Genomic DNA, 22131 nt, shown 5'->3' on the forward strand with positions numbered 1-22131 from the left:
GAAAGGCGGAAGAGGATTTCCATTCCCTTCCGCCTTTCACATGCATTTTATAGCCCTTATCTTAAAAGTCCCAGTTCTTCACCCGGGCTACCGCTTTCTGCCACTTTTCACGCAATTTCGTATTGTCCTGCGCTTCCGGGGTAAACACCCGGGCGATGGTATATTGTTCTTTGATCTCCTGCAGGGTCCAGAAGCCGGTGGCCAACCCTGCCAGGTAAGCCGCCCCGGTGGCGCTGGCCGGCATCACCTGCGGGCGCATCACGGGATATTGCAGCAGGTCGGTCTGCATCTGCATAAAAAAATCGTAAGTAGCCGAAGTACCGTCTACCCGCAGTTCGGTAATGGCCCTGCCGCTGTCCTTTTCCATCGCTTCCAGCGCATCCGCAATGCCAAGCGCCACGCCTTCCAGCGCTGCGCGGGCAATATGGCCGCTGGAAGTGCCTCTCGTGATGCCGATGATCATGCCGCGGGCGTATGGGTCCCAATGCGGGGTACCCAGCCCCGAAAGCGAAGGCACAAACAGCACCCCGCCATTGTCGGGCTCGGTTTGCGCCAGGGCCTCTATTTCAGCGGTGGATTCTATCAATCCCAGCCCATCCCTGATCCAGCGGAACACGGAGCTGCCGCCGAACACACTGCCTTCCAGCGCATAGGTCACTTCCCCGCCGATCCGCCAGGCAATGGTGGTCAGCAGGTGATGGTCAGACACGATGGGTTTGGAGCCGGTGTTCATCAACGCGAAGCAGCCGCTTCCGTAAGTATTTTTCACCATGCCCGGTTCCAGGCACATCTGCCCGAAAAGGGCCGCCTGCTGGTCGCCCGCCACCCCCGCGATGGGAATGCTGGCTTCCAGGATGCCGGGCGCGGTATGCGCAATGATCTCGCTGTTGCTGCAGATAGCAGGCAACAGCTGGTGCGGGATGTTGAAAAGCCGCAGCAGTTCTTCGTCCCATTCCAGTGTGTGAATGTTGAACAGCATCGTGCGGCTGGCGTTGGTGAGGTCGCTCGCGTGGGTCTTACCCGCGGTGAGTTTCCAGATCAGCCATGCGTCTATCGTGCCGAAGGCCAGCTGGCCCTGCTCCGCGCGGATACGCGCGTCGTGCACGTGATCGAGTATCCAGGATATTTTGCTGGCGGAAAAATAAGCGTCGAGGATGAGGCCGGTTTTTCGCTGCACCAGGCCGGAGAAGCCCTGGTAGCGGAATTCATCTACCAGCTTGCTCGTCCGCCTGTCCTGCCAGGGAATGGCATTATACACCGGTTCGCCGGTGCCACGGTCCCATATTACGGTGGTCTCGCGCTGGCTGGCAATGCCGATGCCCGCGATCTCCGAAGCATGAATGCCTGTAGTGGCCACCAGCTCTTCGATGACGGAGAGCATGGTGTACCATATCTCGTTTGGGTCCACTTCTATCCAGCCCGGCTGCGGGTAATGTTTTTCGTATTCTTTCTGCAGCTGCTTCACCACCTGGCCCTGCCGGCTGAACAGCACTGCGCCTGCCGCGCTGGAACCCAGATCAAGGGAAAGTATATATTTCTTGTCGCCGTTCATTTCCTGTTATTTAAACATCCTTCAGGTCTGTGATCGCCTTCATCAGCTCGCCGAGATACTGGTACATGGTTTCCAGGTATTCATTGCCCTGGTCAGTTAGCTTGTAATATTTACGGGGCACGCCTTCGTCCATTTCCACCCAGCGGCTGTCTACCAGCTTCTCTTTTTTCAGCCGGCTCAGAAGGGGGTAAATGGTGCCTTCGGCAATGTCCATGTCCGCCAGCTTCTTGATCTCGCTGATAAGCTCATAACCGTACCGTTCCTTCTTTTGCAGCAGGAGCATAATGATGTATTCAAACAGTCCTTTCTTGATCTGGGATTGCCACCTGGTGATGAAATAGGCATTTTGCTTATTCTCCATAAGGGATCGGGTACGTTATAAGACGGTTAAAAATAAGCAATAATCGCTTATGCCAGCAGGTGCGGCCTTTCACGGTATATTTTCCAGATGAATTCCCCGAAGATCGTATTGGCCCAGGCGAACCATGCGCGGGTAAACTGTGCGGGATCGTCCTTTTGGAAAGATTCGTGCATGAAGCCTTTCCCGGCATGGCATTTCTGCAGGATGGACAGGCATTGTTTTATTTCTGCTTCGTTGTTGCTGGTAAGCCCCTGCATCACTACGCTGATAGGCCAGATGCGCTGCATGCCGGTGTGCGGGCTGCCGATGCCTTTGCCTGCTTTTCCTTCGAAGTAGAAAGGGTTCTCTTTTGAAAGTATCAGGCGGCGGGTGTTTGCATACACAGGATCGTTCGCCTTCACGGCGCCGAGGTATGGCAAAGCCAGCAGGCTGGGCACATTCGCATCGTCCATCAGGTTGAAGCTGCCGAAGCCGTTCACTTCAAAGGCATATACTTTGCCGAACTGCGGGTGCGTTACGATCGCATATTTCTGGATGGCTTTTTCCACTTCAGCAGCCAGCGCGCGGCATTCGCCCGCCAGCGCGGCGTCTTTATGGAAAGCCTGCACCATTTCAGCAGCTTGGCGGAGGCTCACCACCGCGAAGAAGTTGGAAGGTATGAGGAAGGGGAAGATGGTCGCGTCGTCGCTGGGCCTGAAGATGGAGCAGATGAGGCCCACGGGCTTCACGGGGTAACCGTAGCCGCTTAAAGGCACGCCATCCGTGGCCCAGGAGGTATTGCGCTGGAAATGATAAGGGCCGGGGCCGTCTTTCCGCTGCTGCTCTTTGAATGTCTTCAGGGTCAGCGCGATGGAGCTTTTCCAGGTATCGTCGAAGGGAGAAGAATCACCGGTATTTTTCCAGTACATGTAACCGAGGCGGATAGGATAACACAGCGAGTCGATCTCCCACTTGCGCTCGTGGATGCCGGGTTTCATATCGGTAAGGTCGGTCTTCCACTCGCCCTGTTTGTTCTCGTCTTTATAGAACGCATTGGCGTAAGGATCTTTCAGGATGCATTTTACCTGGTGGTTGATCACCCCGGCAATGAGCTGCTGCAATTCCTTGTCTTCCTTCACCAGCGGCAGGTAGGGAGACACCTGGGCGGTGCTGTCCCTGAGCCACATGGCGTCTATATCGCCGGTGATCACGTAAGTGTCCGGCCGGCCGTTGGCGGTGGTGAATTCAACGGTGGTGTCCAGCGTATTGGGGAAGCAGTTCTCGAAAAGCCAGGACAATTCATGGTTCCTGCTTTTGCTTTTCACAGCGGCGATGGCCTTTTCGACGGCCTCGCTGCGGAACTTTCTTTGCGCCGCGGGGATGCGCACTACCGGGAAGTCCTGCATACCGGCCCAGCTCAGTGCCGGGCGCAGCAGGAGGGCGGACGACAGTACAGCGGACTGCCGGAGGAAGTTTCTTCTGCTCATATTGCTTGATTAATCCTGAAAAATAGGAAATCAGGAGGTTATCAGGCAATAAATTCCGGAATTTTTCTTACTTCCTGTATTTGCGGGTGGTAAAAATAATGCGGTTGTAATTTTCTTTCTCGTACAGGATGCCGATCTCCCGTTTGCCGATGGCAATGATATCTGAATAAGCGGAGTTGTTCTTTGCGCCGATGCTGTCTATCCGGAAGTTTTGCGTCCAGGTCTTGCCTTCGTCCTTACTGATGCGCAGGGTAAGGTTGTCGCGGTTCAGCGTGTCGGCGGCGTTGGAAAAAGCGAGGATGGCTTTGCCTTTTTTGAAACCCAGCGTGATCAGGCTTCCCTGGCATACGGGGTCGGGCAGCTGGTGGTCGAAATACGCGGTATCCCAGCTGCGGCCGTCGCTGCTGATGGCGATGATACGGGCTTTTACATTTTTCTGCTGGTTGCGGATGTTGAGCATCAGTTTGTCGTTGCCCAGTTCCGCGGCGATGGCTTCGTTGCCGCCGGGGAAACTCACGTCTTCGCTGATCTTAAAGGTTTTGCCATGATCGTCTGAATAATAGCCGCCGGCCCTGTATTCCATGAAGCGGGGCTGCGGGTCGCCGGCAGAGTGGTTGGTAGCTACGTAGATGCGGCCTTTGTATTTGCCGGTGGTGAACTGCATGGCATGGCCTGGCGTGTTGAAAAAGCAACGCCAGTCTTCCTGGAAATTATACGGCGCCTGTTTCGGGCGGTGCACCATGGCGGTGATGTTCACGGGTGCGTCCCAGGTTTTGCCGCCGTCGCCGGAAGCAACGTACCATGCTTCGCGGAGGCCTTTTCCTTTTCTCACTTCACTTTCATGGTTATTGCCGGTATTGTAAAAAAGGAAAACGCGGCCCTGCGGGTAGGCGGGATCGGTAAGATCTACTACGGGCGCGGGGTTGCCGGCCTGCATGTTTTTATTGTCCGCTACCACCTGCAGGGCGCTCCACGTTTTTCCTTTATCGGTACTTTTCTTCAGCACAATGTCTATATCCCCGAAATCGTTGGCATCGCCTACCCTTCCTTCCGCAAAGGCCAGCAGTGTGCCATCCGGCAGCTTCACGATGCCGGGGATGCGGAATGATCTGTATCCTTCTGTTCCTGACTGGTATACGGTCACCTGCGCCCATACAGGCAGGCAGGCGATGAGGACTATCACTGTGCTGAAGATCTTTTTCATGATGCGACTTGCGTTTTATCTTTTGTTTCCGGGAAAATAAGGCTGAAAATATATCCCATTACCACGCAGCCGATCACGGCGAACACGGGGTACAGGAAGAAGCTGATGGCTTCGGTGCTTTGCACGAAATAAAGGCCGATGCTGCTGAGGATGAAACCGATGAAAATGCCCCTGCTGTTGATCTTCGGAAAAAAGATACCTGCAGCGAACATCCCTGCCAGGCAACCGCCAAACAACCCGATGATCTTGAGGTACTGGTCCCAGATAGACACGTTCTGCAAATACACCAGGTACATGGCAATGCCGCAGCCGGTAGCGCCCAGCAACATGGTCACGATCTTGGCGAAGCGCAGGCTTTGTTTGTCTGTTGCGTCTTTTTTGAATCCTTTATAAAAATCAGTGGTGAGCACGGTGGCAATGGCGTTCATGCTGGAGCTGATGGTAGACATCGTGGCGGCGAAAAGCCCCGCGATCACCAGGCCGGAAAGGCCTGCGGGCAGCTGCTGCGAAATGAACCAGGGGAACACATCGTCTACCCTCCCATGCGGGTTCAGGTCTGCCGCGTGATGCCGGTAGAAGAACCACAGTGCGGTACCTACGCCGAAGAATATGAACGTGGCGGGTATCACCATCAGCGCATTCGTCCAGATGGAGCGGCGGGCTTCCTTTTCGGTGGGCGTAGTGAGGTAACGCTGCACCACCACCTGGTCTGAGGTATAGGTGACCAGGTTAGTAAGGAAAGCCCCGACGACGATCACCCACAGCACGGGCTGAGACATGCTCCAGCCGAGATCCGCGATCTTGAACTTCCCTGCCTGCGAGGCTTCGCTGAACAGTCCGCCCAGGCCGCCGTCTGTATTGGCTGCCATAAAAAAGAAGCTCACGAGGGCGCCGCCCAGCAGCACGAACACCTGCATCACTTCCGTCCATACCACGGCCTCGATGCCGCCAAATACGCTGTAGAGCGTGGTTACCAGCGTAGTGAGCACTATGCAGGCAAATATGTTCGTGCCCGTTACCGTGCTCAGCACCAGCGCGGGCAGGTAAATCACCACGCCCAGACGGCTCAGCTGGAATATCACGAAGGTGAGGCTCCCGAGCAGTTTCACTTTCGCGTCGAACCTTACCTGCAGGTATTCGTACACGCTGGTGAGTTTCAGCTTGCGGAAATAAGGCAGGTAGAAACCGGTAACGATGGGCACCACGGCGATGATCATCAGGTTGTTGAGGATGTATACCCAGTTGGTGGCATATGCTTTGGCGGGAATAGCGATAAACGTGAGCGCGCTCAGTTTGGAACCGAAAATGCTCAAACCGGCGGCCCACCAGGGAATTTTCTGCCCGCCCAGGAAGAAGTCTCCCGTGGTATCTCCCATTTTCCGGGACACGTACACGCTGATGCCGATCACTACTGCGAAATACAGAGCGATCACCATCCAGTCCAGCCCGCCGAAGCGGCCGCCAGGCTGTTGTGGCGCGGCTATCAGCACATGACGGCTGCGCACGGCAGGCCTTGCTTCACCGCCCGGCAGCACGATGTTGCCGTTCCATACTACCAGCGGGGTGGTAACGGGAGCGTATACACTGGCATGCGGATTTTCAGAAGCGTCCGCTTTTTTATCCACGGGCATGGCGCCGGTTACGGACCATGTGTCTGTGATCGTGTTATAGGCCAGCACTTCCTGGCTGAAGCCGGGATGGCCGTCCTGCAGCTCATTCACTTTAGCGGCATTGGCGCCATCGTCGCCGCCGAAGAGCAGGAGGTGGCTTTGCCCTGCGGTGAAAGCCGGTGTGGGCGCGGCTGCCAGCGGGTGCGGCAGGTCTGCTATCTTTTTCCAGCCGGTAGAGGGCGTGTATTCCCAACAGTCTTTGAGATACTGCCTGGCTGCGCCTGCGGGTTGATGCACGCCGCCGAAGATGTAGAATTTCCCGTTCAGGGCGCCCGCCATGGCCAGCATGCGCGATGCGCCGGGCAGCGCCGGAAGCGCCTTCCATTGCGGGCTTGCGGCATTCAGGTGCAGGCTCCAGAACTGCTGCTCCGTTGAACCGTTGATCGTGTTCACACCTCCCGCGAGATAGATCACTCCGTCCAGCACGGCGCCGCATGCGTTGATCACGGGCGCGGGCAGGTCCGGCAACGCTTCGCGGGTCACTTTCCCGTCCGCATACCGCAGCATGAACGCATCTTTGTAATTCGCCTGCGCGTCGCCGCCGCCGAGGCAGATCAGCGCATTGTTTGCAGTGAGGGAAACGCCGTAGCCCATGGGGCGCGGCAATGTTCCCGCGGCTTTCCATTCGCCGCCAGGCTGCTCCAGCACCCAAATGGAATCGTGCCAGGTTTTAACGCCGCCTGACCAGGGACGTGCATTACCGGGGAAGTTTGCGCCGCCCGCGATAATGAGCGCGCCATTGCTTACACCGGCGTAACTGCCGGCCAGGCCGTCCTTATCTGGCAACTGCGCCCCTTCTTTCCAGGAAAAGAAAGCCTCGGGCGTTTGTTGGGAGTATGCATTCAAAGTCAGCAAACAGGCTATGCTCACTAACCATCTGTTCAATATTCGCATGCCGGGTTATTAAGGTGTTTGAACTACTTTCCGCGCGGGCGCTTTGTCGAAGAAAGACAAACGGTCCAGTTCTGCGTGGAATTTTGCATATGCTTCCTGGCTGAAGGCGGTCAGCGGAAGCCTGCACGGGCCCAAATTCCAGCCGAGCATCTGCATAATGGCCTTCTGCCCGGGGATGGGCGGGTATTTCACCAGGTAACGGATCACTTCCACCATATAGGCGTGTGAAGCCCGCGCTTCTTCTATGCGGCCGTTCCTGAAAAGCTCCATGGTCTTAAGATACAAAGGCGCCGCGAAAGTGTAGGTGCTGCCGATAGCGCCTTTTGCGCCCACTGCCATTGCGGGCAGCAGCATTTCGTCCAGCCCGTAGAGGATGTCGAACTTGCCGTTCTCATATTCGAGGCAGGACTGGTATTCCTGCAGGGAAGTGGCCGTGTACTTGATGCCCGCCAGGTTAGGAATGGCCGGCGCTGCAATGCGCAGGAACTCGATCATGTCCATACCCACGCCGGTGAGGTGCGGAATGTGGTAGTAATAAAAAGGCAGCTCCGGTGCGGCGGAGGCTATTTCAGCCATGCTGTCCGCCAGGTTTTGCACGGAAGTGGGTTTGAAATAGAATGCAGCCACGGCGGAAATCGCGTCTGCACCGATGGACTGCGCATGCGCAGCCAGGGCGCGCGCTTCGGCAATGCTGCTGTGGCCCACGTGTACAAACACCAGGAGCCTTTTGCCCGCAGCTTTTACAAATGCTTCTGCCACTTCCATCCGTTCCGCAGTGGTCATGTTCGGCCCTTCGCCGTTGGAACCGCAAACGAAAATGCCCCGCAGGCCGTCTGCAACCAGCTTGTCTGTCAGTGCGGGAATGAGCGAATGATTGATAGTGCCGTTTTCATGAAAAGGGGTGAAAGCTGCGGCAATAAGTCCTGTTACTTTTTCCATAGTTATTTGTATCCTTCGGTTTGTTTAATAAGACTGTTGTTGGCCAGTACGGTCGTGCTCAGCGGCCAGTATAAAGGCGTGGTTTTGCCAATGAGATTGGGCACATAAGCGTATATGTCAATGGTGCCGCCTTTGTGGAACCGCACGAGATCGTACCAGCGTTTGTTTTCGAAAAACAGTTCGCGCCCGCGCTCATCGAGTATCTCTTTTTCCACGCTCTGTTTGTCGGTAGCCCCGGTGTAGACGCCGGTGCCGGCACGCAGTCTTACCTTTTCAAGATACTCAATTGCATTCGTAGTTTGGTTGAGCGCTGCGTACGCTTCGGCTTTCATCAAAAAGATATCCGCCAGGCGGTACATCGGTATATCGTTGTCTGCCACACGGCTATCCGTGTAAACGGTGCCGGTGAACTTGGTGATCCAGGATATTTTAAGCTGGCCGCCGCGCCTTTCGGTCACCCAGGTGTAGGGCTTGCGTTTATCAGCCGGGTTGGTGAACAATGCGCGGGAAACGGGGCTGATCTGGTATGCGCTCAGCCCGTTGGCGGAAGTTGCCACATAAGGGATGCTGTCCATGTTGTCCGCGCCATCCACGGATCTTTTATCCGGGAAGGCATTCACACTGATATGCTGCGTCGCAGGTACACCCCCTGCCGCCGCAGTGGATTCATCTCTCAGGAAAAAGGCCGCCAGCAGCACTTCCGGGTTGGAAGCGGCGCGGGAATTAGCGGCGGTTTTAAAATCCGCAGCCAGCGTTGCACCGGATTTTTCCACTTCGTTGATGGCTTCGATCGCCGCGTTCAGGTCCGCATTGCCACCGCCGAGCACTTTAGCGCTCCAGAGCTTCACATCAGCTTTCAGCGCCTGTGAGGCAGCGTAGGAGAAACGGTATTTAGACGGGATCATTGCGGGCGTAAAGCCGCCGATGGATTTGAACTGCGCAATGGCCGCATCCAGGTCTGCCGTGATCTGGCGGATCACATCGGCAGCAGGTGAGCGGGGAACCAGCGGAACTTCAACATCTGTCACCGCTTCCAGCATCAGCGGCGTGTCTCCAATGATACGGGTGAGGTGAAAATAAAAATAAGCACGCAGGCTATAGGTTTCAGCCAGTATCCTTTTTTTCAGGTCAGGATTGGACGCGAACTGGAAACCTTCGATCTTTTCCAGCAGCAGGTTGCAGTGGCCGATAGCCCTGTACCAGTCTGCGTAGTTCAGCGCGGCGGAGTTGGGCGAGATGTTCTGCGACCATGCCGCGGTAAAGCGGGAGGTTATCGCGGAAACCAGTTCTTCGCTTCTTTCCGTACCGTATGTTACGTTGTTGGCAAAATGGCGCATGAAAGGATAGATACCGGTCAGGTAAGGCTCAAAATCACTTTCATCCTGCCAATAGACTGCTTCAGTGATGGAGGACTGCGGTTTCACGTCCAGCAGCGAATCGCAGCTGGAGAAGATCAGTATGCCGAGTATATATAAGAATATTTTCTTCATAACAATGTTTTTTTCGATTAGAACCGGAGTGTTGCGCCGAGTGAGAACTGCCTGGGCCTCGGGTAGCCGATGGCGTCAAAGCCGGTGTAGTTCTCAGGATTAATGCCCGTGTATTTCGTGAGATATCCCACGTTAAATACGCTGGCAAACACGTTCATGCCGCTGGAGCCGATCCTGCGCATCCATACGGCGGGCAGGTCGTAGCTGAGGGTGATCTCGCGGAGGGCCAGGAAATCGCCTTTCTCGATCATGGCGGATACGTCGGAGGAATAACTGTTGTTCACGCCCAGTGAAGTATTGCGGAGGTAGTTACGCTGACCGAGGTCATAGTCCGCAAAGGAGAAGCGTGCATATTTCTTACCCACGTCGCCTGATTTCTGCCAGATGTCCGGCCCCAGCGCCTGCTCGGGAGCGCCTTCGTTGTATGCGCGGCCCTGGCCCAACGAGCGCGCCAGCGCGCCATTGCTGATCATATGGCCCATGGCGTAGTCCATAGAAATCCTGAGAGAAATGCCTTTGTAGCTGAAGCTGTTCTGCCAGCCGCCGATCTTGTCCGGCGTGCGGTATCCCATAAATACGAGGTCCCTGGCGTCTATCAGGCCATCTTCGTTCAGATCCGAGAAGATGAAATCGCCTGCGCGTTTGCCCACCTTCTGGCCTTCGGGGGAAGACATCATGTCTTTATGCGTCTGGTTCCATTTTTCCGCTTCTTCATTGGTGGCGAATACGCCTTCCACTTTGTAGGCCCACAGCCCGAAGGGTCTTTCACCTTCAGCATAACCGCCTACTTCCACTTCCCTGCCTTGTGCAGGGTCCCACACGGGCGCGCCGTTCTGGCGGTTCTTTTCGCGGCCGTTGTCCGGCAGGTCTTTTATCAGTTGTTTATTATACGCGAAGGAGAAGTTGGTGGTCCAGGTGAAATCGCCTTTCCTGAGTACCGTTCCCCCGATCTCCACCTCCCAGCCACTGTTCTGTAGCGTACCGTTGTTGTATATAACGGTCGGGAAAGGAGCTTCCGAAGGCAGCGGCAAGGCAGACAGCCTGTCCCTGGTGAGCTTGTTGTACCAATCCACCGTAAGGTTGATGCGGTTCTCAAAGAAACCCGCTTCTATGGCAACGTCCATAGACCTGGTGCTTTCCCATTTCAGGTCCGGGTTGCTCATATTGCTGCGCACGATGCCGGAACCCAGTGCATAATTTACTCCCGAATATCCGCCGTAAGTATCCGTGATAAGAAGACTGTTATCTCCCGCCACGCCCCAGCTGGCACGTAGCTTCAGGGAACTTACGGGTTTTACATGCCAGAATTTTTCGCGGTGGATGTTCCATGCCGCAGACACAGAGGGGAAGTAAGCGTATTTATTGCCCGGCGCAAAGTTGGAAAAACCATCGTAACGCAGGGTGGCGCCCACGATATATTTCGAATCATAATCATAGTTCACCTGCCCGAAGAAGCTCGCGGAACGTTCCTCGATCAGCTCCGTGCCGAAGTCTGTTACATTGGTAACGGGTATCCCGTCTATAGAGGTCATCGGCGGTTCTTCGATCGTATAAATGTAATCGTTGGCCGCGCGCTGCGACCCGATGTTGACCTTGCTGTTGTTCTCCTTGGTAAAGTTAAAACCACCGAGGACCGTGAAATTATGACGGTTCTGAAGCGAGAAGTCATATTGAAGCACCTGGTCTATCATCAGCTGGCGGTAGTTGTCGGTCTTTTCATTTTTCTGGCGCTGTGTGGAAGGTTGTATCTCGTCTGAAGGTGTTTTACTGCGCATGAACATATAACGGTAGTCCTGCAGCAGGTAAGAGATGGAAGGCCTGTAATGAAGACCTTTGGTGATCGTCCAGTCGCCCGCGAGACGGGACACGAGGCGTTCCGTGTTAGAACGCACGTCGTCGTACTTAATGGTATGCAGGCGGTTGCGGGCTGACCACAGCTCGCCCAGCGCGGGATTGCCGTCGTCCTTCATGATGCGGATCAGCGGCGTGAGGCGTGTACCACGGGTGAGCTCGTTGGTGAAGCTTTCCACATAGTTGGGCAGTACGTTCTGGTAGTTGACGGACGCGTCTATCTTAAAATTGTCCGTAGCCTGGAAACCAAAGTTGCCCAGCACGTCGTACCGTTTATATTTCGTGCCAATGAAAATGCCTGCCTGGTCTGTATACCCCAGGGATACATTATAGTTTGCCTTTTCGGTACCACCGTTCACGGCAACATTGGTATTGTTGGTAAGACCGGTGTTCCAGATCAGGTCCTGGTAATTGTTGTCCGCATAAAGCAGTTTGGTGCCGGGATTGATCGGATCGTCCATTGTCATCCATCCGTTGGCGAGGAGATTATCTACATACGCCTGTCCTTCAACGGCCACGATATTATCGTACAGGGCAGTAAGGTTGACATTTTTGCCATACTGGCCCGGGGCCGTATATACACGGGTACCCGCGGAGAAACCGCCGTTGTTCAGCAGGTTCTCTTTCACCAGGCGGTCATCCGTATTTTTAACGGTAGTACGGGCGAGACGGAGATAGTCGGTGGCGTTGAGATACTTATAATCGCGCGCTTTGGTTTCCCAGGTAACACGGTGATTGATGGAGAGGTTCATTTTCGAACCCAATTTTCCTGATTTTGTTTTGATCACCACTACGCCGTTAGCGCCGCGGGCGCCGTAGATGGCGGTGGAAGCCGCGTCTTTCATCACCTGTACAGATTCGATGTTGTCCGGGTTTACGTCGTTCATGGAATTGCGGAATACGCCGTCGATCACGAACAATACATTGCTGCCACGGTCTACGCTCGACACGGTGCCGCCGGAATTGCCCTGACCGGAGCCGTACACGTTCAGCTTGGTGCCGCCGCGGATAATGATGTTGGCGGCGCCGGCGCCCGGCTGGCCTGAAGAAATGGGGAGGGACACGCCCGCGATCTTACCCTGCATGGCCTGCACGGGGTTGGGATTGGAGGTGTTCCTCAGTTCCGCCGCGTTCAGTTTCGAGATGGAAGCAGACGTTTTGGTGCGCGACTGCTGCATGTAACCTACTACCACCACGTCTTCCAGCGTGCGGTTGGCGGAGCCCAGCTGAACATTCACGGCGGTTTGCCCGTTGAGGGTAATTTCTTTGGAAACGAACCCCATGCTGGAAACGACCAGCACGGCATTGGCGGGCGCTTCAATGCTGAAGCTGCCGTCTGCAGCCGTGAAGGCGCCTTTGGTGGTGCCTTTGATCTGGATGCTGGCAAATTCGATGGCCCTGCCGGTGGAGTCCGTCACTTTTCCTTTAACGGTGGCAGATTGCGCGCCTGCAAAGTGTGGAAGCAGGATGATGGAGACAATGAGTGCGAGCCTCCATAGCTTGGATTTAGATATAGATTGGATCAGGTTCATAACGAATCACTGTTTAGACAGTAATGGAATTGGATTGCTACTAAAATTGATTGCTAAGTTGACTTGTATATATGTCCTACATAAATCAAAAATAGGGGAAATAATTTCAATCTTCAAAGAATTTTTTTGGAGGCGGGAAGATTTAATATGGGAAGATTTATCCGCTTGTTTATACGGGCATGAAAAAGTCCGTCATTGCACAGAGTAGCAGGGTTAAAGCGGGAGTGAAAAAGTCGTCATTGCGAGGAGCGGCAAAGCCAATGCGGGGTGGGGCGACGAAGCAACCTCTTTCATAGAATTTGATATACTCCAATACATCGAGGAGATTGCTTCGTCGCGTTCTCTGCTGCACTGAATCCCTTGCTGCTCCTCGCAATGACGGGTTTGCCGACGGGAAAAGAGGTTCAGCAGAGGTCTCGGAAAGCGGATCGCAAGTAAGATAGCTGAGAAGATTTGAACGGGATTGACAAAGCCAAGTGGATAGAGCGCGTTGGAGGAAGGTTTAAACAAAACAAAAAGCACTGAACCAATGAAGAAAGATTCTCCCGGCGGGCAATACCCGCCAGGAAACGCTCTCCTGTAAATTATTTCAACCTGTTGAAATGCGGCTTCAGGTGCTCGTGCATCCCCTGCCTGAATTCCTCTTTGGTGCCGTCTTTGAGGATATTCACCAGGTCCACGTGCGACACCTTGCCGATCTGCGGTACTTTTTCAAGGCTGATCACATACCCGAATATGGGCAGCAGCATGTTCTGGAAACGCATGAGGGTCTCATTGCCCGTCATCTGGTATATTTTGCCATGGAAAGCGATCTCGTTGTTGATACGGAATGCCTGTCCTTTCCCGCCAGGGTCCTGGCTCTTGGCGATAGCTTCCAGCTCCGCGATGTCCTTTTTCTTTTTGCGGAGGTAGAGTATATCAGCCAATCCCATTTCGAGGGTAAGACGCAGCTCAAATATATCCTGGAGTGTGCCGTCGTCTATGATCAGCGGGTCCAGCACGCGTTCGAAAGATCCTAATATATCAGGCGTAGAGAGGATCATGCCGCGGCGCTTCTTTGTTTCTATCATGCCCAGCATACGCAGGCGGCTGAGGGCTTCACGGACAACGTTGCGGCTCACGCCCAGCGCATCGGCCAGTTCCAGCTCCGATGGAAGCGCATCTCCGGGTTTAAACAATTTCTTTTTGAGGTATTCCCGCAGCTCCTTTTCCACTACATCGGCCATAGTGCGTTGCGAGATAGGGCCCAGATCCTTTATTAGATCAGTTTTTGCCATTGGGTTCGGTATTTTGTATAAATGTAGAACAAATTAATGATTCACTCATCACGATCTTGTCAGCAAAGCGATCAGCCCCGCATGCTGGGGATATAGTTCAGACAGTTCGGCCCTGCCCGCCAGCTCAAAGTCCACAAAGTCAAAACCCGGCGCCACGGTGCATCCTACCAGCGCGAAGCCGCCTGTTTCCTCCACGCAGGAAGCAAACCAGCTGCCTGCCGGGATGACCAGCTGCAATTGTTCGCCCTGGTGGTAATTACGGCCCAGGCGGTGCACTTTCAGCAGTCCTTCGGACGTGATCTCATAAATATGCAGGGTAATGCCATCGTAAAAATGCCACATTTCATCGGAACCTATGCGGTGAAAAGCGGAGAAATCACCGTCTTCCAACAGGAAATAAATGCCGGTGGATGCGTTCCTGGGACCTGAAAAACCAGCAGGCTCCACTGTTGCGGCCGAGCGGTAGGTTTCACGGAAAGAACCTCCTTCCACGTGTTTGGTCAGTTGCAGTGTATCCCGCCAGTAAGCTGCTGTTCTTTTCATGCACTAAACATACAGCGTTTTTTTGGGAATTCTTTTAAGCGGGAAAAAGAGAAGAGGATCAGGAAGCCGCCACCACCTGCTGCGCCAGCTTTTTCTTCTGGGCCACGGGTTTCTTTTTCCTCCGCCCCCACCAGATATACACGCCGGTAACGGGCAGGCTGGCGCATATCAGGCTGGCGCAGAACATCAGGATCTTTCCCGCCAGGCCCCATACGGCGCCGGTATGCACATCGTAGTTCATGCGGCGGAACTTGTCGCCCGCGCCTTTATCCTCGTATTTGCCGGCGTACGGGCCTTTGGCCTCCAGGGGTTGCAGGGTATATTGGTCAAACTGGTAATTGTCTGTTTTATAATAAGTACCGGGGCGGTGGTTGACGGCCACGCTGATAGTACCCTGGGTACCTGCGCTGAAATAGACCGAGGTTCCTGCTCCTGCCGGGGCCTTCCGGCGCACCTGCCGCCAGGCCAGGTCTGTGGCCTGTTGCAGCGTATAAGGCCGTTGCTTCGCGGTAGTGTCAGACACGGGGTATACCGCGTCATTCAGCGACTTGCCGGTAGTGGCATAATAAAGCGAATTGCTCCACCATTCAAAACCCCATACCAGCCCGGTGATGACCAGCACCAGCGCCACAATCATCGCGTAAAAGCCCAGTACGTTATGCAGGTCGTAATTGAGGCGGCGCCACTTCGCATCCCATTTGATGGAAAAGCGCTGCTTGCGCGCGGCCTTGTTCTTCGGCCACCAGAGCACCAGCCCTGTTACCAGCATGAGGAAGAAAATGAGCGTGGCGTATGCGACAATAGGCTGGCCGATGTGATGCGGCAGCCAGAGGTAAAAATGTCCTTCGAGGATGATGCGGAAAAAGTCTTCCTTCGCATCCCAGACCTTCAGCACTTCGCCGGTGTAGGGGTTGAGGAATACCTGGTAATAATATTCGGGGTCTCCGCCGTAGAACTGCACTACGGTGCTGTAGCTGTTCCCGCCGTAGTTGATGCCGTTGGCGGATATGCCGGGAAACTGTTTTTCAGCGATCCCACGAAGTACCGTAGGGGGCAGCGGCTGCACATTGGCCTGCGGGGTAATGTGGAAATAATCACGGCTGAAAAGGCTCCGGATCTCCCATTCAAAAGCCAGCAGGCAGCCGGTGACACTGATGATAAATACCACCAGCCCGGACGTTAGCCCGAGCCATAGATGCACTTTCCCTATGATCTTCTTCATTTGACCTTTAAAACTTTCATTGCAAAAGTCCGAAAGCAGGACCGGCCCCGCAACTCGGATCGGGAAAATATTATACGCGATCCGGAAAAAAGCCATACACACTTTCGATATTTTCACTATATTTACTATGCTTTGCGACCTTTACTCGCCATATGCCTTTTTGCAGCCCTCAGCATGCAGTTTGCCGCCCGCCTCAGCGGGTACGTGCAATGTATGGTTACGGCCTACATCGTGAACCGCGGCGATCTTGCGGTGGATTGCGAGTGTATCCGTCACCTGGCTGCGTCGTTTGGCGACGATTATTCGGGGAACCAGCATATGCAGGCGAAACCGCAGGAACTGAAGGTGCAGGATTATGTTCCTGTTACCGCCGACGTACTGCTTAAGCCCGTGCTGCTTCCCTCCCGCCCTGTTGCCGGCATGCTTCCCAGCCAATACCGGTACACCGGGGTGAGCGCAATCTTCCATCCTCCCTGTAAGGCTTCCCTTCTCTTTATGTAATCATTATTTATTGTCATCTTTTCACCTGACGGTTGGAAAAAACGTGCGTCCGTACCAGTTTCCAAGACATCACCGGCATCATTTTTTTGACCTGCCGCGGGTGAGATCATCATGTTCCCGTATGCGGCTTCCGCAGGGAATGAACAGCTGTGCATAGCGCACCGCGCAATGAACGTTGCGGACCAGGCCCGCCCGCCGAATGCTTTTGACGTTTGCGTTTTGCCCGGCGGATACCTGCTTCACTGCAATGGATATTGCCTGCGCGGGATAGCCGCCATTCCCGGATGGCCGGCGGAAGCCGCCGCTGGAGGCATGATGAGAACAGGTTGCCCCGGCCCATGCCGGCGCAGGCTGGAGCTTTCGCCGGCGGAAGCTTCAACCTGCGCGCATACCGGGCAGCCTGCCGTACAGCCTTGCAGGGTTGTTTCACCACCCCGGAAGTACCGTTCCCGCGGCCGCACAGGGCATGGCCCGTCCTGTTAAGAACGGCCCTCCCGGGGAAACTTACAGCAATGGGCGCAAAGCAACGGGGCAGTTTCTGAGGGAACTGCCCCGTTTTTTTATCTAGCTGAAAAATAATTTTCTTAAGTAAGCGAACGCTCACTTATATTTGCATTACAATGCGGGCAAGAGACGAAAACAAGATATGCATGCTTCACCGTAAAGCCGTGGAAATGATCGTGCAGGAAGGGCTGGACGGGTTTGGGGTGAACAAGCTGGCCAAAGCGGCCGGCGTGTCTCCCGCTACCATTTACATTTATTTCAAGGACAGGGAAGACCTGATCTTACAGGTAACCCTCCGTGTGTCCGACAAAATGCTCAAAGAAAGCCTGGACGGGTTCAGTCCAGATATGACCTTCGAGGAAGGCTTGCGGAAACAGTGGCAGAACAGGGCCGGGTATTTCCTGAACAACCCGCTGGACGTGGAGTTCATTGAAAAAATGCGCTACTCACACCTCTACGATAAAGTGGCGGAGCGTATGCATATGACCTTCAAGGAGGTGATGGGCAAATTCTACAACAATTCCGTAGCAAGGAAAGAACTGATACCGCTGCCTTTTGAAGTGTACTGGGCCGTAGCTTTTGCGCCGCTGTACCAGCTCATTAAATTTCATACGCAGGCAACGACCTTCGGACATAAGAAATATACCTTTACCAACGACGACATGGAACAGGCCCTTCAGCTTGTACTAAAAGCCCTCAAACCGTAAAAGACCATATTATTATTTAACCTGGCTAAATGCTTATGATCATGAACACAGCATATTTAACCGCCACCGGCCGCGAAGTACTGGTTTTCCGCACCAACATCCGTTTCAAGAAAGACCTGCGGCAGATAGGCCCGGCGCTGGAAAAAGAGCCCGGCGTGCTGAAATGGAATGTGGACCGCGAAGATACCGACAAGGTACTGCGCATTGAATCCATGCAGGTAACGCCTGAAACGATCATTCAATTGATCAGCCGCGAAGGTTTCTTCTGCGAGGAACTGCCTGGCTGAGCTTAACCACTGTTCAACACACACTACGAAAACATTTTATGGACACCACCAACGCTCCTAAAGAAAGGATCTTCACCAGGTACCAGGTCTTTGTCATAGCCATCCTGGCATTACTGCAATTCACCGTTATACTCGACTTCATGGTGCTGAACCCGCTGAGCGAAATACTCATGCGGAAATGGGACATCACCGCCGCGCAATTCGGCCTTGTTGTGTCCGGCTACGCTTTCAGCGCGGGCATTTCCGGCGTGCTGGCCGCGGGGTTTGCGGACAAGTTCGACCGCAAAAAGATGCTGCTCGTGTTTTACACCGGCTTCATCATCGGCACTTATCTCTGCGCCCTGGCGCCCAATTACATCATGCTGCTGGCCGCCCGCGTTGTGACCGGCCTGTTCGGCGGCGTGATCAGCGCCATCGGCATGGCCATCGTGGCGGACCTTTTCAGGCCTGAAACGCGAGGCCGCGTGATGGGTTTTATCCAGATGGCGTTTGCCCTCAGCCAGATCGTGGGCATCCCCGTGGGCTGGGAACTGGCTATCCGCTTCGAATGGCATGCGCCCTTCTGGATGATCGGCGTGCTGGGCACCATGATGGGTATCCTGATCGCTGTGTATATGAGGCCCATTACTGAGCACCTCACGAAAAAAACAGAGAAAAACGCCTTCAGGCACCTGTGGGATACCCTGCGAAACCGCCGGTACACCCTTGCTTTCGGCACCATGGTGCTGATGGCCACAGGCGGCTATATGCTGATGCCTTTCGGCAATGCATTCTCCATTCATAACATGGGCATCCATCCCGGGCAGATCACCTTCCTGTTTATGGCGGTAGGCGCGGCCAACCTGGTTTCCGCGCCTTTCATCGGCAGGTTTACCGATAAGTTCGGCAGGGTAAACGTATTCTACATCGCCAGCCTGATCACGACCGTGATGGTAGTGATATTTACGCACAGGGGCATCACGCCGCTGTGGCTGGCCATCATTATCAACTCCATCATGATGATCGGGGTATTTGGCAGGATGATACCGGTGCAGGCGCTCATGACCTCCATGCCTGCGCTGCAGGACCGTGGCGCTTTCATGAGCATCAACGCATCCATCCAGCAGCTGGCAGGCGGGCTTGCGGCGGTACTGGCCGGGCAGATCATCCACAAGACGAGCACGGGTTACCTGGAACATTACGATACATTGGGTTTCGTGATCGTGGGCGCGCTCATTATCACGACCGTCATGATCACGTTGCTGAACCGGCAGATAACCTCGGAGAAAACGAACACCGGTGTAAGGCCGCCGGAGAACGTAGCGGCAGCGCATTAAGTGGCACCATTGCGCGACGAACAGCGCCAAAGTGTGGCCCACTCAATGAAGCCGGGATAGCCCGTCATTGCGAGGAGCAGCGGCGCCAAAGCGGGTGGGGCGACGAAGCAATCTCCTGCATTGGATTGATATACGCAATGTTTGGAGATTGCTTCGTCGCGCTTCCTGATGCATAGCATCCCCTGCTGCTCCTCGCAATGACGGGCTCTTTCCTCTCGCTGGTCGGCTTCTTTTAGGTCAGCTCCTTTTTTCATGCACTTCCGGGTTGAATAAAGGATTATATATCAATCCAAGCAGGTTGTCCCAGGGGTCTTTTACCACCGCCACCTTCAAAGGCCCGCCCACGCCCGTTGGCGGCTGATGCGGCGTTGCGCCGAGAGACAGCAGGTGGTTGTATACTTCATCGATATCCTCTACACCCCACAAGGTTTCTACCCCGCCCTGGCCGGGATGTTCAGCCCCTCCTTCCACCGGCTGCACGCCCAGCTCATACCCGCCTATTTCGAACCCCACGTAAAAAGGCTCATCAAAATAAGGTTCAACACCAAAAGCCTTCGCATACCATTCCTTCCCTTTCCGGATATCGGTAACGCGGTAAATGGCTGTTCTCAGCCCTTTAAAATGTTGTGGCATAAACATGATTTTTGTCATGCCGAATATACGCAATAATTCCGTTGGGAAATATTTAACATATCAGCCGTAACCCTTTCCTGTAAGGCGTTTCAACTTATCTTAAAAAAGTATTTTCTCTCTTTTAACGGCCCGTGTCCATTGCGTCCGTAAATTTGTAACAGTATCCCTGGCCCGCTCCGAATATTCATCGTTAAAACGATCTTTCATATGGAAAAACGCACTATCCGCGAAGCTTACAAACGCTACTGGCTGGAGAACGGCAAAAAGCCCGTATCCGTGTATGCGCTTTGTAAAATACTCGACCTTCCCGAATCTTCTTTTTACGAACATTACAGCACATTTGAAGCCGTGGAGGAAGATATTTGGCTGGAAGTGTTCCAGCGCACACTGAGCCAGCTGAAAACAGACGAAACCTACCAGCAATACAACGCGCAGGAAAAGCTCCTCGCCTTTTATTTCCTGTGGGTGCAGAAGCTGAAGGAAGACCGCAGTTACATTCTCCAGCAGGCAGACCGTTCGCGCCTGCCGCTCAGCCAGCTGGGCCAGCTGAATGCCTTCAAAAAAGCGTTCTATGAATACGCGGCAGACCTGATCAAGGAAGGATATACCACCACCGAGATCAAGGAACGCAAATACATTTCCGATAAATACGTGCATGGTTTCTGGGTGCAGGCGCTGTTCGTACTGAAATACTGGATCGAAGACAGCAGCGTCAACTTCGAAATGACGGACGCCGCCATCGAAAAGGCCGTGAACCTGAGCTTCCAGCTGATGCATTCCAATACGCTGGACAGCCTGCTGGATTTCGGGAAGTTTATTTTGACAAGGAAGTAAAGGACACTGGAGGAAAAAAATGAAGGAACAGACCAACATCCCCACCGGCAAAGTGGAAAGAGCAGGGCGTTTTGTGACTACCGGGCTTAAAGTGGGCACCAACTACATCAAACATTATACGCGCAAGCTGATGGACCCTTCCATTACCAAGGAAGCCCTGCACCAGGAGAACGCGGAAGATATCTACGAAACACTCAGCAACCTCAAAGGCAGCGCCCTGAAAGTAGCACAGATGCTGAGTATGGACAGGGGCATGCTACCCAAAGCATATACCGAACGTTTCGCCATGAGCCAATACAGCGCTCCCCCGTTATCCGGACCGCTGGTGGTGAACACCTTCGTGAAAACACTCGGTAAATCCCCCGCACAGCTCTACGACAAATTCGACCTGAAAGCCTGCAACGCCGCATCCATCGGGCAGGTGCACAAAGCGGAGAAAGACAGCAAAGAGCTGGCCGTGAAAATACAATACCCCGGTGTAGCCAGCAGCGTGAAGTCTGACCTGAGGATCGTGAAACCCTTCGCCGTGCTCATTGTAGGCATGAACGAAGTGGACATGGATAAATATTTTGACGAGATCGAAACCAAGCTGCTGGAAGAAACGGATTACAAGCTGGAACTGAGCAGGTCGCAGGAGCTGTCGCAGCAATGCGCGCACATCCCGAACCTCGTGTTCCCCACGTATTACCCCGATATGTCGTCTGACCGCATCATTACGATGGACTGGCTGCATGGAAAACACCTGAAAGAATTCCTGGAAACCAATCCCAGCCAGGAGATCCGGAATAAGATCGGGCAGGCATTGTGGGACTTCTACCAGTTCCAGGTGCATAAGCTGCGCAAAGTGCATGCAGACCCGCATCCCGGCAATTTCCTGCTGCGCGGGGACGGTACCGTGGGCATCTTTGATTTCGGTTGCGTGAAAGAAATACCGGAAGATTTTTACGTGAATTATTTTCTGCTCACCGACCAGGAAGTGCTGAAAGATGACGCGCGCCGGAGAGAGATCTATACCAACCTGGAAATGATCCACCCGAGCGATACCGAAAAAGAGATCGTCTTTTTCTCCGCGCTGTTCCAGAAAATGATCGGCCTCACTACCTATCCCTTTACAGTTGAGCGTTTCGATTTCGGGAACGAAGCATATTTCAACGAGATATACGCTTACATGGACTACGTTTACAACCTGAAAGAAGTGCGCGAATCGAAAGTAGCCAGGGGCAGCAGGCACAGCCTGTATATCAACCGTACGTATTTCGGCCTATATTCCATGCTCAGCGAGCTGAAGGCAGATGTTGTTACGAGCCGGCAGCGGATACAGGAATTGATGGCTTAGTGCTGGTTATCA

The 22131-nt window shown here is 54.1% G+C and carries 19 protein-coding genes; 6 read left to right on the plus strand and 13 right to left on the minus strand.

Features of this window, described 5'->3' with window-relative positions; translation table 11 throughout:
• Nucleotides 1–61 precede the first annotated feature (61 nt).
• The 11 genes from glpK to R3I13_RS15660 form a co-directional block, all read right to left on the minus strand.
• Nucleotides 62–1552 carry a glycerol kinase GlpK gene (glpK, locus tag R3I13_RS15610; protein ID WP_346318881.1) on the minus strand — a complete coding sequence of 497 codons (1491 nt, stop codon included), beginning with the start codon at nt 1550–1552 and terminating at the stop codon, nt 62–64.
• 10 nt (nt 1553–1562) lie between these two features.
• Nucleotides 1563–1913, minus strand: coding sequence for a PadR family transcriptional regulator (locus R3I13_RS15615; protein WP_346318882.1), 351 nt, complete (start codon nt 1911–1913; stop codon nt 1563–1565).
• 47 nt (nt 1914–1960) lie between these two features.
• Nucleotides 1961–3379 (minus strand): glycoside hydrolase family 125 protein, encoded by a 1419-nt coding sequence (locus R3I13_RS15620; RefSeq protein WP_346318883.1) that lies wholly within the window; start codon nt 3377–3379, stop codon nt 1961–1963.
• Between the two features lie 67 nt (nt 3380–3446).
• A complete protein-coding gene (locus tag R3I13_RS15625; RefSeq protein ID WP_346318884.1) occupies nt 3447–4583 on the minus strand; it encodes a sialidase family protein in 1137 nt (378 codons plus the stop codon).
• Nucleotides 4580–7138 (minus strand): sodium/solute symporter, encoded by a 2559-nt coding sequence (locus tag R3I13_RS15630; protein WP_346318885.1) that lies wholly within the window; start codon nt 7136–7138, stop codon nt 4580–4582. Before R3I13_RS15630 ends, R3I13_RS15625 begins: the two co-directional genes overlap by 4 nt.
• An 18-nt stretch (nt 7139–7156) precedes the next feature.
• A complete protein-coding gene (locus R3I13_RS15635; RefSeq protein ID WP_346318886.1) occupies nt 7157–8086 on the minus strand; it encodes a dihydrodipicolinate synthase family protein in 930 nt (309 codons plus the stop codon).
• 2 nt (nt 8087–8088) lie between these two features.
• Nucleotides 8089–9576, minus strand: coding sequence for a RagB/SusD family nutrient uptake outer membrane protein (locus R3I13_RS15640; protein ID WP_346318887.1), 1488 nt, complete (start codon nt 9574–9576; stop codon nt 8089–8091).
• 17 nt (nt 9577–9593) lie between these two features.
• Complete coding sequence (locus R3I13_RS15645) at nt 9594–12959, minus strand: SusC/RagA family TonB-linked outer membrane protein (RefSeq protein ID WP_346318888.1); 3366 nt, start codon at nt 12957–12959, stop codon at nt 9594–9596.
• Nucleotides 12960–13543: 584 nt separating this feature from the next.
• A complete protein-coding gene (locus R3I13_RS15650; protein WP_346318889.1) occupies nt 13544–14236 on the minus strand; it encodes a GntR family transcriptional regulator in 693 nt (230 codons plus the stop codon).
• A 48-nt stretch (nt 14237–14284) separates the two neighbouring features.
• On the minus strand, nt 14285–14779 hold the full coding sequence (locus tag R3I13_RS15655) for a cupin domain-containing protein (protein WP_346318890.1): 495 nt from the start codon (nt 14777–14779) through the stop codon (nt 14285–14287).
• 58 nt (nt 14780–14837) lie between these two features.
• Nucleotides 14838–16001 (minus strand): PepSY-associated TM helix domain-containing protein, encoded by a 1164-nt coding sequence (locus R3I13_RS15660; protein ID WP_346318891.1) that lies wholly within the window; start codon nt 15999–16001, stop codon nt 14838–14840.
• 132 nt (nt 16002–16133) lie between these two features.
• Between R3I13_RS15660 and R3I13_RS15665 the strand changes: the two genes are divergently transcribed.
• From R3I13_RS15665 to R3I13_RS15680, 4 genes are all read left to right on the plus strand, one after another.
• The gene (locus R3I13_RS15665; RefSeq protein ID WP_346318892.1) at nt 16134–16502 is read left to right on the plus strand and encodes a hypothetical protein; all 369 of its coding nucleotides are present in this window, start codon (nt 16134–16136) and stop codon (nt 16500–16502) included.
• Nucleotides 16503–17152: 650 nt separating this feature from the next.
• Complete coding sequence (locus R3I13_RS15670; protein WP_346318893.1) at nt 17153–17713, plus strand: helix-turn-helix domain-containing protein; 561 nt, start codon at nt 17153–17155, stop codon at nt 17711–17713.
• Between the two features lie 41 nt (nt 17714–17754).
• On the plus strand, nt 17755–18000 hold the full coding sequence (locus tag R3I13_RS15675; RefSeq protein WP_346318894.1) for a hypothetical protein: 246 nt from the start codon (nt 17755–17757) through the stop codon (nt 17998–18000).
• The gene (locus R3I13_RS15680) at nt 17997–19316 is read left to right on the plus strand and encodes an MFS transporter (RefSeq protein WP_346319153.1); all 1320 of its coding nucleotides are present in this window, start codon (nt 17997–17999) and stop codon (nt 19314–19316) included. Before R3I13_RS15675 ends, R3I13_RS15680 begins: the two co-directional genes overlap by 4 nt.
• Here R3I13_RS15680 and R3I13_RS15685 read toward each other — a convergent pair.
• A complete protein-coding gene (locus R3I13_RS15685; protein ID WP_346318895.1) occupies nt 19313–19570 on the minus strand; it encodes a hypothetical protein in 258 nt (85 codons plus the stop codon). The genes R3I13_RS15680 and R3I13_RS15685 overlap by 4 nt on opposite strands.
• Nucleotides 19554–19949: a VOC family protein gene (locus R3I13_RS15690; protein WP_346318896.1), complete on the minus strand. Its 396-nt coding sequence runs from the start codon at nt 19947–19949 to the stop codon at nt 19554–19556. The genes R3I13_RS15685 and R3I13_RS15690 overlap by 17 nt, the downstream gene beginning before the upstream one ends.
• Nucleotides 19950–20156: 207 nt before the next feature.
• Between R3I13_RS15690 and R3I13_RS15695 the strand changes: the two genes are divergently transcribed.
• Nucleotides 20157–20783, plus strand: a complete 627-nt coding sequence (locus tag R3I13_RS15695; RefSeq protein ID WP_346318897.1) for a TetR family transcriptional regulator C-terminal domain-containing protein — start codon at nt 20157–20159, stop codon at nt 20781–20783.
• A gap of 19 nt (nt 20784–20802) precedes the next feature.
• Nucleotides 20803–22119, plus strand: a complete 1317-nt coding sequence (locus R3I13_RS15700; protein ID WP_346318898.1) for an AarF/UbiB family protein — start codon at nt 20803–20805, stop codon at nt 22117–22119.
• Nucleotides 22120–22131: the final 12 nt, after the last annotated feature.

The sequence above is a fragment of the Chitinophaga sp. YIM B06452 genome (assembly GCF_039655965.1).
Classification (GTDB): Bacteria; Bacteroidota; Bacteroidia; order Chitinophagales; family Chitinophagaceae; genus Chitinophaga.